General features: G+C 67.4%; 10 protein-coding genes. 6 read left to right on the plus strand and 4 right to left on the minus strand.

Translation table 11 applies throughout. The features are described 5' to 3' along the window. Positions 1-226: 226 nt before the first annotated feature. Positions 227-1,219 carry a DUF6461 domain-containing protein gene (locus AB0G14_RS15030; RefSeq protein ID WP_357697540.1) on the plus strand — a complete coding sequence of 331 codons (993 nt, stop codon included), beginning with the start codon at positions 227-229 and terminating at the stop codon, positions 1,217-1,219. 161 nt (positions 1,220-1,380) lie between these two features. On the opposite strand, the gene AB0G14_RS15035 is transcribed toward AB0G14_RS15030, so the two are convergent. From AB0G14_RS15035 to AB0G14_RS15050, 4 genes are all read right to left on the minus strand, one after another. Next, the gene (locus tag AB0G14_RS15035; RefSeq protein ID WP_357697542.1) at positions 1,381-2,616 is read right to left on the minus strand and encodes a cytochrome P450; all 1,236 of its coding nucleotides are present in this window, start codon (positions 2,614-2,616) and stop codon (positions 1,381-1,383) included. Between the two features lie 414 nt (positions 2,617-3,030). Beyond that, positions 3,031-3,750, minus strand: a complete 720-nt coding sequence (locus AB0G14_RS15040) for a class I SAM-dependent methyltransferase (protein ID WP_357697544.1) — start codon at positions 3,748-3,750, stop codon at positions 3,031-3,033. A gap of 176 nt (positions 3,751-3,926) precedes the next feature. Continuing rightward, positions 3,927-4,631: a response regulator transcription factor gene (locus AB0G14_RS15045; RefSeq protein ID WP_357697546.1), complete on the minus strand. Its 705-nt coding sequence runs from the start codon at positions 4,629-4,631 to the stop codon at positions 3,927-3,929. Beyond that, the gene (locus tag AB0G14_RS15050; protein WP_357697548.1) at positions 4,628-5,413 is read right to left on the minus strand and encodes a HAMP domain-containing sensor histidine kinase; all 786 of its coding nucleotides are present in this window, start codon (positions 5,411-5,413) and stop codon (positions 4,628-4,630) included. The genes AB0G14_RS15045 and AB0G14_RS15050 overlap by 4 nt, the downstream gene beginning before the upstream one ends. Before the next feature lie 227 nt (positions 5,414-5,640). Here AB0G14_RS15050 and AB0G14_RS15055 point away from each other — a divergent pair, with 227 nt between their 5' ends. The 5 genes from AB0G14_RS15055 to AB0G14_RS15075 all read left to right on the plus strand — a co-directional run bounded on the left by AB0G14_RS15055 (position 5,641) and on the right by AB0G14_RS15075 (position 13,196). After that, positions 5,641-6,675 carry an ABC transporter substrate-binding protein gene (locus tag AB0G14_RS15055; RefSeq protein ID WP_357697550.1) on the plus strand — a complete coding sequence of 345 codons (1,035 nt, stop codon included), beginning with the start codon at positions 5,641-5,643 and terminating at the stop codon, positions 6,673-6,675. Further along, complete coding sequence (locus AB0G14_RS15060) at positions 6,672-8,423, plus strand: iron ABC transporter permease (RefSeq protein WP_357697552.1); 1,752 nt, start codon at positions 6,672-6,674, stop codon at positions 8,421-8,423. Before AB0G14_RS15055 ends, AB0G14_RS15060 begins: the two co-directional genes overlap by 4 nt. 2 nt (positions 8,424-8,425) lie before the next feature. Continuing rightward, positions 8,426-9,547: an ABC transporter ATP-binding protein gene (locus tag AB0G14_RS15065; RefSeq protein ID WP_357697554.1), complete on the plus strand. Its 1,122-nt coding sequence runs from the start codon at positions 8,426-8,428 to the stop codon at positions 9,545-9,547. Positions 9,548-10,387: 840 nt separating this feature from the next. Continuing rightward, positions 10,388-10,900, plus strand: a complete 513-nt coding sequence (locus tag AB0G14_RS15070) for an ATP-binding protein (RefSeq protein ID WP_357697556.1) — start codon at positions 10,388-10,390, stop codon at positions 10,898-10,900. 25 nt (positions 10,901-10,925) lie between these two features. Next, complete coding sequence (locus AB0G14_RS15075; RefSeq protein WP_357697558.1) at positions 10,926-13,196, plus strand: LuxR C-terminal-related transcriptional regulator; 2,271 nt, start codon at positions 10,926-10,928, stop codon at positions 13,194-13,196. Positions 13,197-13,292 lie beyond the last annotated feature (96 nt).

Below are 13,292 nucleotides of genomic sequence, written 5' to 3' on the forward strand. Positions count from 1 at the left end.
GATGTCGCGGTCCGGCCGGTGGGAGCTGCGTTACGACGCCGATGGTCGTGCGGTGATCGCCGACCAGGACGGCACCGTGACCTGGTCCGCGGGTGCCGCCGGAGTTCTGCGCCTCGAGCCGAGCGGCGTCTTCGCGGTGTACTCCCGCGACGAGGTCGTATGGCGCGGTGACCTGCAGGTCGTCAAGTACACCGCGCTGCGCGTCTCCGACGACGGTGACGCGGTGTTGTACGACGACGGGTTTCCCGTCTACAGCGTCCTGCACGGGCCGATCGAGCCGGTGTCGCTGGGTGACCGGGCGCCGGTGGCGGAGATCCGCCACAACCGGTTCATCCGGTCGGCAAACGGCAAGCGCACCGTGTATCGCACCGCCGACGGCAGGGGCCTGGTCTACCGGACCAGGCTGAGCCCTGGCCTGGCCTCGATCGTCGTCCTGCAACCCGCAGAGGTCCGCCGGGCCGAGCAACCCGACACCTGGCTGACCTGGCGATTTCTCGACGACGGTGTTCACGGCGCGTGGCGGCTTGTGCTCATCGGCCCCGACGACGTTGTCCAGTGGGTTTTCGGCAGGGAGATGGGCATCGCCCGGAGCGCCGGGTCCGACGACGACGGTGATGCGCCGGAGTGGCTGGCCAAGGGCCTGAAGGCGGACTCCGCATACTGCATCACGGTGATCCACGACGTCGACCCGGACGAGGCGCTGCGCCGATTCGGGGCACTGGACATGGAGATCTCCACTGCCACGTGGATGCAGCTGCGACGGCGGGCCGACTTCGAGGATCTCGATTCGGAGGGGATGGTCGTGGCAGCGTTCGCACTGGGCCCGCATACCCTGCTCGTCGAGGACGGCGGCCACGAGGCCGTCGACCGGCCGGATCTGTCCCGCGGCACGTTCGCGGTCTCGTCGTTCAGCAGCGCCGAAGACGCCCATCGCTTCCTGGTCAGCGAGGACGGCGAGGTGCTCGCATCCTTCACGTACCGCCTCGCCAGCCTGGCCGAAGGCGCCGATCCGACGGTGTTGACCGAGCCACTTGCCGAAATGGGCATCGGCGACATCGATGAATTTGATGATGACGACGACAGTCTCCTGGACGACGTGGAACTGCTGTGTCAGGTCGCGGGTGTCAGCCCCGAGATCGGGGACGTCACCGGGCCTGCCCGGGGCGCGATTCTGCGCAGGCCGGACGTCCGCAGGCGTAGGTTCGCCTACTCCGCGTAAGGACGCCAAGCTCGACTGCGTCGAGGAGGTGACCCGCAGGTGGTGATCGTGCCGGAGGAGCGGCAGGTCTTCGCCCTTCCACCGCGGTCCCCAACGCCATGAGGTCATGAGACGTGAAGCGGTGCCGGTCGGCGGTGCCGACCGGCACCGCTTCAGGCCCTTCAGGACCGGGTGCGCAGGTCGATGTTCTGGTAGCCGTGGTGCAGCATGCTCGGGTTGAGCTGCAGGGTCGCCGTGTCGAGTTCGAACCGGTCCAGGTGCGGCAGCAGCTTGCCGACCGCCGAGCGGACCTCGGCGGTGGCCAGGTGGGCACCCAGGCAGAAGTGGATACCGTGGCCGAAGGAGAGGTTGCGTCCCTGCGGCCGATCGATCCTGAACTCGTCGGGATCGTCGAACTCGGCCGGATCGCGGTTGGCCGCCGCCATCTGCAGGACGACGATGGCACCCTTCGGGATGGTCGTCCCGGCGACCTCCACGTCCGCGAGCGCCTCACGGAACATGAACTGGATCGGGCTGGTCAGCCGGTTGGCCTCGTCGACGGCGCCGGGCAGCAGCGACGGGTCAGCCTTGAGTAGCGCGAGCTGGTCGGGGTTGTTGCACAGCTCCACGACGGTGCTGCCGATCAGGCTGGTGGTCGTCTCATTGCCCCCCACCATGACGGTGATCGCCATCATGAGCGCCTCGGCGGTGTTCAACGTCTCGTCGCTCATCGACTGCACCATCGCGCTGATGATGTCACCCTGCGGATCTTTCCGCCGCCGCTCGATGAGCGGCGCGACAAAGAGACTGAACTCCTGGAAAACGCGCATTACCATCGCGGCGCCCTCCGTCGTGCCGCGGGCATCCCCGATGGCCGCGTCGACGAAGTCGTCGGACCATTTCTTGACCTGGTCGCGCATCCCGTCACCGAGGCCCAGAAGGTCGACGATGATCTGTGTCGGAAGGGGGATCGCGAGCTGCCGCACGACATTGAACGAATCCGACTTGTCGATGCCTTCCAGACATTCGTCGACGATGGCGTCGATTGCCGGGAATAATTGCGAGATCCGCGCCGGGGTGAACGCCCGGCTGACGATGCGGCGTATGCGGGAGTGGTCCGGCGGGTCGGCTCCGTTGATGGTGCGGGCCTGCGTCAGCTCCTGGACGTCGATCTCCGCTGGGAAACCTGCCATGAGCGCCATGAGCTGCTGCAACTGCTCCGGGTTGTCGGCTGCCTCAACGGGGAACGCTGTGCCTTCACTGGCGTTCGGCCTCGATGAGAAAAGGTGTGGGCTCTTGATGATGTCTTTAACGTCCGTGTAACGGGAAACGATCCACATGTCTGACCCGGTGCGGTAGACCGGGGCTTCCTCGCGCAGTTTCGCGAGGACTGGAAGGAGTTGGTCACGGGACTGCATCTGAAATGGCTCGTAAGCGATTCGGTCTGGCGTGGAGATTGTCATGACCGGCGTCGCCCTCCCGGCTTCAGGCGGTTGAAGTTGTGCCCGAATCACGTTAATGCATGGTTTGCCGCATGACAACGTGCGGGAAATTAAAACGCCGTCGCGCGCCATCCCCTCTATCGGCGGGCGCAGCGTACGGGCAAGCGGGGCCGGCCCCGGCTGAGGGCGACAAGCTGGGCCCCTTTGCCGAGGTCGACGCCAACCGATTGGCGGGCGCTCCAAGTGATCCGCTGAGGTGGCTCGAGACCGTCCAGACAGCGACGGTCGACTTCCTGTGGTGCGGCAGGCCCGAGCCCGGTCCACATGATCTGCGCCGGCCGGCCAGGTCGCCGGTCATCGATCGGCAGCCCGATGTGGATCAGGCGTGGATCAGGCCGCCCGCACCGCTTCCAGTTGCCAGAACGGCATCAACACGTGCCCGTCGTCGTCGGTGGTGAGGCTGGCGAACCCGGAGGTGTCGAATTCTTCGCCATGGATCATCCGCATGCTCGCGCCCAGCTGGGCGTGGGTGCAGCACGTGGTGAACTGCGCCGGTTCCAGCCGTTCGATCGTCCAGCGGCGCCCAATGGTCTCCCGCAGGTTCTCCTCGCTGACCAGGTACTGGTCGGGGAGGACGCCTCGCAGCCCGGTCGAGAAGCACAGCAGGTGCAGCCGTGCCCCGGGCCGCGTAGCCCGCACCAGGGCGGCGACGTACCGATGCCGCTCCTCCTCCGCCAGGCAGTGGTAGAGCGAGCTGTCCAGCACCGAGTCGAAGCAGACTTCGTACCCGTCCAGCGCGGTGGCGTCGGCGACGTCGAACGTGACTTCGACGCCCCTCTCCGCAGCCCTGGACCTGGCCGCCTGCACCGCCGGCAGGGCGAAGTCGACACCGGTGACCCGCAGCCCGCGCGACGCGAGGAACATGCTGTTGTCGCCGAATCCGCAGCCGACATCGAGCACGTCACCGGTGAACCCGCCGGCGTCGGCCAACGCGACGACGAGAGGCTGCGGCGCGCCGAGATCCCACGGTATCTTCGGGGCGGCCGTGGTGTCGCTGCGGTACAAGTCCTCGAATGCGTGGTTGTCGAGCTGGTTACCAGGGGCTGACATGACTTCCGTTCCTCCGTCTACATCGGACAGAATCCCACGGAGCATACGGCGACGACTCGATGCCGTCGATCGCCGGAGCACCGGGCGGTTCCGCGTCGAATCGCCGACGTCCGGTTCGCGGCTCGGCCGGTTCAGGTCACCGACCCGACAAGTCACAGCAGAGGCTGGCGCGAAGCTCATGGCTGGTCGGTGGGCAGGTCGGGCATGAGGTAGCCGACGCCGCGTAGGGTGCGCAGGTAGTTGGTGCCGCCCGGGATCGCCGCGAGCCGGGAGCGCAGCCGGTAGATCGCCGACTTGACCACGTCGCGACCGCCGAGTAGGTCCGTCGTGCCCCAGACGGTGCGCAGCAGCTCCTGCCACGACTGCGGAACGCCCCGCCGGTTGGCGAGGTGGACCAGCAGCTTGAATTCGGTGAAGGGCAGGTCCAGCGGCCGCTGCGAGAGCGTCACCGTCTGGGCACCCGGGTCGATGACCAGGTCGCCGATGCGGATGACGGCACCGCGGTCGCGCCGTCGGCGTACCAGCGCCTGGGCCCTGAGTGCGACCTCTCGCGGGTGGAAGGGCTTGGTGACGTAGTCGTCGGCGCCGTGCTCCAACCCGGTGATCACGTCGTCGTGCTGGGCCAGCGCGGTCAACAGCATGATCGGTACCTCGGAACGGGCCCGGATCCGCTGGCACAGGGTCAGCCCGTCCATGCCGGGCATCATGACGTCGAGGATCACCAGGTCCACCTGGTGCTGTTTGAGCAGCTGCAGCGCGGTCGCCCCGTCATGCGCGGTCAGGACCTGGAAGTCTTGGGTCTGCAGGGCGAACTCGACGATGACCGCCATCTGCGGCTCGTCGTCGACCACCAGCGCGGTCGGCCTCTCCGGACCGGTCACGACTGGCCGGGCAGGGTCAGGAGGAAGGTGGTTCCCCGGGTCGACGCGGTATGCACCATGACTTCGCCTCCGTGTAGCTCCACGATCGTCTTCGTGATGACCAGGCCGAGCCCGGTGCCGTCCGCGAGGGGGCGCCCGGTGGCGAAGCGTTGGAACAACCGCTCCCGTTCCGCCCGGGTCATCCCCGCACCGTCGTCGGTCACGTAGATCGCCACCCCGGTGTCGATGGCCATGACGCGGACGTCGATGCTGCCGCCGGGCGTGGTGAACCGGCTCGCGTTCGACAGCAGATTAGTCAATGCCTGGGTCAGCAGCATCGGGTCACCGGGAATCCACGGCATCACCTGCGGGGTGTCCAGGGTGATGCGCTGGCCGCGCTGCTCGCACAGCGAGCGCATCGCCGCGACCACGTCCCGCACGACGACGCAGACGTCCAACTTCTCGAGCCGGGGCGTGAACAGCCCGGCTTCGATCTTCGCCTGGATCAGCAGGCTCTCGCACAGGGCGATCACCTGCGTGCACTGATGGTCAGCGACCTGCAGAAAACGTTCCTGCGCCGGGGTGAGCGGGCCCGGTGTGCCCTCCCGGAGCAGATCCAACGCGCCTTTGATCATGCTGGTCGGGGTACGCAGCTCGTGGCTGAGCGCGTTGACCTGGTCAACCCGCCGCTGCAAGAGGGTCTCCAGGTGGACCAGCTCGGCCCCGCGTGACCGGGCTCGCCGACGCAGCACCATCGCGCTCGCCCCGGCGCCGAGCAGTATGCCGCCCAGCGCCGCGATCACCAGCCACCCGCCCGCGATCATCACCAACCTCGCCCATCAACTGGATCTACGTAACCTACGTGCCAGCACGGGGTGCGGTTCAGTGTTGGTGACGGCGGCGTTACTGAAGCTCACTTCGGCGTTACCGCCCGGCCTGTCACACACGCCTAACCTTGCCGAAACATCGAGCTGCGAGCCCCTGCGGCTTTTTCGATACGGAGGTCCACGTCGTGATGAGAAGGTGGGCGATGGCGCTGACGGCTTTGACCGTCGTGGCCGCCACTGCGGGCTGTGCCAAGGAAGGGTCGAGTGCCGACAACGCGGCAACCGACGGTCACGTCGTACATGTGGCCTGCGGCGCCACGGAGGACTGGTGCGCGGCGACGACCAAGAAGTTCACCGAGACCACCGGGGTCAAGGCCGACTTCGTCCGGCTGTCCAGCGGCGAGGCACTCGCCCGGATCAAGGCCGGCAAGTCCAACGCGGAGTTTGACGTCTGGTACGGCGGCCCGGCCGACGGTTTCGCGGCGGCGGGGGCCGAGGGGCTGCTGGAGCCGTACGTCTCACCCAACGCGAGCGTCATCCCGACCAAGTACAAGGATCCGCAGGGCATCTGGACCGGGGTCTACGTGGGCGCGCTCGGCTTCTGCAGCAACACCAAGCTGCTGGAAAAAAAGGGCCTGGGGGTTCCCGACTCCTGGGCCGACCTGTTGGACCCGAAGCTGTCCAAGGACATCGGGATCGCCCACCCGTCCACCTCCGGTACCTCGTACACGGCGCTGTGGACGCAGGTCCAGCTGGCCGGGGGCGACGAGACCAAGGCGCTGGAGTACATGCGCAAGCTGCACCCGAACGTCCTGCAGTACACCAAGTCGGGCGCGGCACCGGCTCAGATGGTCGCCCGCGGTGAGGTCGCTGTCGGCGCCATCTTCTCCCACGACTGCGTGGCCACCATGGAGGCCGGCTTCCCCGACCTGAAGGTCAGCTTCCCCGCCGAGGGCACCGGCTACGAGACCGGCGGCGTCGCCCTGGTCAAGGGGGCCAAGAACCCGGTCAGCGCCAAGAAGTACATCGACTGGGCACTGACCACCGAGGCGCAGGAGATCGGCCCGACCGTGAAGGCCTACCAGTTCCCGACCAACCCCGGAGCGAAGGTTTCCGAGAAGGTCGTCGATCTGTCCTCGATCAAGATGGTCGACTACGACGCGGTCGCCGCGGGTGAGGCCAAGTCAGCGCTCAACAAGCGTTTCGACGCAGAAGTTGCGCAGGCGCCGAAGTCATGACCGCCCTGCTGCCTGACCGTGACCTGGCCACCGTGCCGACGGTGGCCACCACGCGGCGGCGGCGCAAGGCTGACCCGGGTATCCGGGTGCTGATCGCCGCCAGCGCCGCGCTGGTGGCGATCGGCGCGGCCATCCCGCTCATCGCGGTTCTGGCCACCGCCTTCGCGCCGAACGCGCTGCCCCGTTACGCAGAGTTCTTCACCTCCCAGGTCGACCTGACGATTTTGCGCAACACCCTGGTCCTGGGCGCGCTCGTCGGCCTGTGCGGCACCGCCCTGGGCTTCCTGTTCGCCTTCGTCCAGGCCCGCCTGGACGTGCCGGGCAAGAAGATTCTGCATGTGATCGCGATGATGCCGATCGTCAGCCCGCCGTTCGCGGTGGCGACCGCGACGGTCGTCCTCTACGGCCGCCGCGGCGTGATCAGCAACGGCATCTTCGGGCTCGAATACGACATCTACGGCCTCGACGGCCTGGTCTTCGTACTCTCGCTGTCACTGTTCCCGGTCGCCTACCTGGGCCTGCTCGGCATGCTCCGCGGTCTGGACCCGGCGCTGGAAGAGGCCGCCATGAACATGGGCGCCAGCCGCTGGCAGATCCTGCGCACCCTGATCCTGCCGCTGATCGCCCCCGGCCTGGTGGCACCCTTCCTGCTGCTGTTCGTCGAAGCGATCGCCGACCTGGCCAACCCGCTGGTGCTCGGTGGCGACTACACCGTGCTGGCCAGCCGCGCCTACCTGGCGGTGACCGGCGAATACGACCTGACCAGCGCCGCGGTCTACAGCGTGATCCTGCTCGTGCCTTCGCTGGCGATGTACTTCGGCCAGCGCTGGTGGCTCAACCGCAAGGTGCGCACCACGATCACCGGCAAGCCATCGGGCAGCGTCCACCTGATGACTGGCTGGGGCCGCTGGCCGATCTACGGGCTTGCCGTGTTCATCGCGGCGATCATCGTCAGCCTGTACGGCACCGTGATCGTCGGTTCGGTGACCAAGGTCTTCGGCGTCGACAACAGCCTGACGCTGGACTACCTGAAAGAGGTGGTCGCCGGCGTCGGCGTGGAAGCCGTCGTGGACACGCTGACGTTCGCAGCCATCGCCACCCCGATCGCGGGCGTGGTCGGGCTCGTGATCGCCTGGCTGGTCGTGCGTCACCTGCGCCGCACCGCCTGGCTGCTCGACCTCGGGGGCACCCTCGGTGTCGCCGTGCCCGGCACGGTGCTCGGCATCGGGTTCGTCCTGGCCTACCGGCCCGACCGGTACATCGGCGACTTCGAGGTCTTCCCGAGCCTGGTCGGCGGCAGTGCGCTCGCCGCCGGGGCGGTGTCGATCGTGCTGGCGTACGTGGTGCGCAGCATCCCGGCCGGGCAGCGCATCGCGGTCGGCGCGCTGAGTCAGCTGCACCCGCACATCGAGCAGGCGTCGACGGACCTGGGCGCCAGCCCGGTGCAGACGTTTCGTTTCGTGACGCTGCCGCTGATCCGCCCGGCCCTGCTCACCGGACTGAGTTACAGCTTCGCCCGCAGCATGACCTCGGTGTCGACCATCGTTCTGCTGGTCACCCCGGAAACGAAGATCATTACTTCCCAGGTGCTCAGCGCCGCCAGCACCGGCAGATACGGGGTGGCGTTCGCCTACTGCACCGTCCTGACCGCGATCGTGCTTGCCGGCTTCGGCCTGATCCGCCTCATTGTCGGCGCGGGTGCCTCGCTGCACCGCACCGCGAAAACCGAAAGGCAGAAGGAGCAATGACCGTGGCCGCACCTGCAATGGCCGCTCCCGCGACCCGTGAGACCGCCAGCGGTCGCCTCCAACTGGAATCACTGACCAAGCGGTTCAACGGACGTACCGGCCTGGTGACCGCGGTGGACCAGGTGGACCTCGACGTGCAGCCCGGGGAGTTCATCACCCTGCTGGGCCCTTCCGGCTGCGGCAAGACCACCACCCTGCGGATGGTGGCCGGGTTCGAGGACGCCTCCGGCGGGCGTATCATGCTCGACGGCAAGGACATCGACAACCTGCCGCCACAGCGGCGACCGATGGCCATGGTGTTCCAGAGCTACGCGCTGTTTCCGCACCTGAGCGTGGCCCAGAACATCGCCTACGGCCTCAAGCTGCAGAACAAGCGCAAGGACGAGATCGCCGCCGCCATGCGGATGGCAGTCACCAGCATGAACCTGGTCGGGCTGGAGGACCGCAGCCCGCACGAGCTCTCCGGCGGGCAACAGCAGCGGGTGGCACTCGCCCGGGCACTGGTCGTGCAGCCCAAGGTGCTGCTCTTCGACGAGCCGCTGTCCAACCTGGACGCCAAGCTGCGCAACGCGATGCGGGCCGAGATCCGCCGCATCCAGAAGATGTTCGGCATCACCAGCATGTACGTCACCCATGATCAGGACGAGGCGATGAGCATGTCCGACCGGATCGTGGTGATGAACAAAGGCAAGGTCGAGCAGGTCGCCAGCCCCGGCGAGATCTATGCCCGGCCGGCCAGCGTCTTCGTCGCCGACTTCATCGGCCGGGCGAACTTCCTGGAGGCGGTACCGGAGCGGGTCGGCGACGGCCTGGCCACGCTCACCGTCCTGGACCGCCAGATCACCGTGCCCGCCCATCCGAAGGTTGCCACCGGCACCCAAGGGGCCCTGATGGTACGGCCCGAGAACGCCCGCCTCGTGCCGGTGACCGACGGCGGTACCGGGATCGGTGTTGTGCTGCGATCCACGTTCCACGGGCCCAGCATCGACTACGAGGTGGAGACCACCGGCGGAACGATCACCGTCACCGAGCCCGGGGCCGACCCGCGTGAGGCGCTCGGTGAAGGGGTCAACGTCAACGTGACCTTCGACCCGATCCGGGCATACCTGCTTACCCGAGACTGAGCAGATCGGCCAGGCCAGACCGGAGCACCAGGGCCCGCTGGTCCGGCCGCCTCGTCACGGAACCTGGACTGCCAGGACCGGCCCGTCGCCTGATCAAGCCGGCGTCGTCGATATCGGCTTCCGCCGTTCCCGTACAACCAGTTCGGCCGAATACCGAAGTGGTGCTGCCGGTGCAAGCACCACCAGGCCGGCAAGGAGCGACACCTTGCGCAGGTCCAAGACCGGACGCGTGACAACGCGTTGGTGAGTCGTGGCCCCTTCAGCGGGGTGCGGTGGCAGGTGATGAAGGTTCTGCTGCCGCACCCCACTCAGCCAGCGACGGAGCGTACGGTGACTCGACGAATGTGGATTCCGCGGCCGATAAGGCGATGGCGTCTGCGGCGGCGACTGGCCGCCGGGGAAATTCCGCCTGGCACACTCGGCTTGGCCTTCGGACAGAAGCGGCGGAGGCTCGTAGACCACGAGAGCCGGCGGTAGCCCTGTAGCGGCCTCCGAACAGACGTGCCCGCGAATGCGGCGTGGGCCGGGGGAGGAGGGTTGTGCCGGCCGCCACCGGCACAACCCGCTCTGTCCACCCGCCGCCGCAGCCCCTGTGGCAGTACGTCAACGAGGGCTCACGTCGGTAGCTACGGACGCGTGTAACCCCCCCCCCCGTTCACAGTATTCAGCCAGATACGGCCGGCAGTTCAGCGTGCTGAGGCAACCGCACCGGCTCGTCGCGATGCGCGCCGCAGCACCAGGCGGGTATGAACGGTGGCATGTTCGTGTCCGGCTGGATACCGCCTGCAACTGCACTGCTGGCGGACGGCTGTCCATAGCCGCTCTGCGTACGATGCCGTAATGAGTGGCGATGAGGTCATCGGGCGCGGGGCGGAGCTCGATGTTCTGCGCGGTGTTGTCCGTGACGCTGCCGAGGGCCGCGGCGGAGGGGTTTGGATCGAAGGCGAGCCCGGGATCGGCAAATCCGCGGTGCTCAACGCCGGGCTTGCGCATGCACGTTCCCTCGGCATGCGCGTCTTCCATGGGACGGCCGACAGCCTGACCCAGTTGTTTGCGCTGCAGGTGATAGCAGAGTGTCTTGACCTCGGTGGGCACACGGTGGACGAGTATCGGTCGGAGATCGCGGAGCTGTTGGCAGGGCGCGGCTCCGGGACAGACGCGGTGCTGGCAGCGAGCGAGCGAGTACTCGCGTTGGTCGACCGTGAGGCCACTCAAGCACCGGTGGTGCTGGCAGTCGATGATCTCCAATGGGCTGATGTCGCCAGCCTCGGGGTGTGGCACATTTTTGACGAGCATCGCGAGTCAAGCGCCCCTCGTGCTCATCAGCGCGTGCCGCCCCGTTCCCCGGCGTGAGGAGGTAGACCGCCTACGTGAGATTGTGATCGATCGGCTGGCCGCGCCGTTGATCCGACTCGACGAGCTGGCACCACCAGACGTGACCACGATGGTCACCTCGCTGCTGTCCGCGTCGCCGGGGCCGCAATTGACCGAGGCGCTGGCCAAGGCTGGGGGAAACCCCTTGTATGTGCGGGAGATGCTCAATGCCCTCGTTCGGGACGGGCAGGTGCATGTGTCCCGCGATGTCGCTGAGCTCGACTCTCCGAAGGGCGAGCCGCCGGCGTCGGTGGCGGCCGCCATCAGCCGGAGACTGGACTTCCTTCCTCGGCCGACGCGAGCAATCTTGCGCAGCTGTGCCCTACTCGGAACCCATTTCTCGATGAACGACCTCGCGTTGGTGTCGAACCGCTCCGTCCCCACCCTGGTCGATGCGGTGAGCGAAGCCGTGGAGGCTGGCGTGCTCTCCGACTCCGACGCCGGGCTGTCGTTTCGTCATCCGCTCATAGCCGAGGTGCTGAAGAAAGAAACGCCAGCGGCGGTTCGCGACGGTATGCACGGCCATGCGGCCAAGGTCCTTGCGGAAGCGGGCGCCCCATGGGATCGGGTCGCCAGACACCTCCTGGCCACGTCGGAAAGGCCCGAAGGGTGGATGCTGGATTGGCTGGCCGACCTGCCCGCGGCCGCGTTGTACGCGGCACCTCTGATCGCCGCGGATCTCCTCCAGCGAGCGCTGACGGCTGTTCACCCCGGTGACCCGCGGCGTGATGTCTACCTCGCCCGGCTTACCACCGTGCTCCGGTTGCAGCATCGTCTGGACGACCTCGTGGCTCTGGGCACGGAGGCCCTTCGAACCGTGTCGGACCCAGCCCTTGTCGGTGAAGTGGCGTGGAACCTGGCTCGGGGATTCGGTATGTCCGGTCAATCTGAGCGGGACTGGTCCCTCATCTCGGAGGTGCTAGATCGGCCTGACCTGGTGCCGCCGTGGCGCAGCCGACTGCGTGCCCTGCTCGCCTCCGATCTTCTCTTCAGCGACAACCGGGAGGACGGGAGGGTCCATGCCCAGTTGGCGATCAGCGAGGGGGAGGCCTGCGACGACCCAGTCTCGGTCGGGTGGGCGCGGGTGGCCCTGATGGTTGACGCGCCCGGCTACAGCGAGGCGCTGGAGCTCGCCGAGCGCGGTCTTTCCGTGGTTGTCGGGGGCGACATGGAGTCGATGGATGTTCGGCTTCTTCTCATGGTCAACCGGGTGGCGCTGCTCACCAACCTCTACCGGTACGGGGAGTTCGCCACGGCGCTGTCGGCCACGTCGGCGCTCGCCGAGAGCGCTGGTGCGACCACACGTCTCCTTCAGACGCAGCTTGTCGCGGCCGAACAGTTCCTGCACACGGGTGATTGGGACCAGTCGCTCTTGTATGTGGACGCGATGGGCGACGTCGGGCACATTCAGAATCTGTTGCGGGTGCGTGGGGCGGCGGCATTGATCCATGCGCGGCGGGGGCAGCGAGAGGAGGCCGAGGCCTATCTGGCCTCGGTGGCGCACGTCCAGTACACGAGCGGAGTGCTGCGCCTGAACGCCCAGTCGTTGATCGAGGCGCAGGCACTGCTGGTTGAGGCCGACGGTGATCTCCCAGCGGCGGTGGCGCTGATGGCCCCGTGGCTGGAGGAGCAGTACTCCCAGCGCACCCAGTACAGTCGTTGGGAGACACTGATGGAGTTCGTGCGGCTGGCCTTGGCCGCCGACCGCACCGATCTCGCCGCAGCGGCTGCCCGGGCCGCCGACCTGGATGCCAGAAGCAGCGAGGCGCCACAGGTTGTGGCGGCAGCAAACGTCTGCCAGGCACTTGTGTCGGATGATCCGCAGCCACTGCTGGCGGCGGCGGAGTATTTCGACAGCATCCATGCGCTGCCACGGGTGGCGTTCGCGCTGCAGGAGGCCGCCGTCCGGTTGGGGCACCGAGGCGACCTGTCGGAAGCCCGTAACGCGTTCGCTCGGGCCGTGACGATCTATCAGGAGTTGGGCGCCTGGCCGGACCTACGTCGGCTGGAGTCCAGGCTGCGCCAGTTTGGCGTCCGCCGGGGATCTCGATCGACTCACCGCAAGGTCACCACGGGTTGGGAGGCGCTGACGCCGGCCGAGCGCGAGGTGGCCCGCCGGCTGGTGCAGGGGTTGTCCAATCCGGAGATCGCCCAGCGACTGGTGCTGTCGCGGCGCACCGTGGAGACGCACGTCGCCCACATATTGAGAAAGCTCAACGTCCGCAACCGAGTGGAGATCGCACGCGAGGCCCAAAAGCAGCTCGCTCAGATCTAGTTGTACTGCCCAGGGACGTTGGTCAACCTGGTGATGGGCGGCTTGCCGCCGGTTGCGGTGTGGGGTCGGTGGTGATTGTAGTGATGCAGGAAGGCC

Source organism: Micromonospora sp. NPDC023814, from assembly GCF_040639595.1.
Lineage (GTDB): Bacteria > Actinomycetota > Actinomycetes > Mycobacteriales > Micromonosporaceae > Micromonospora.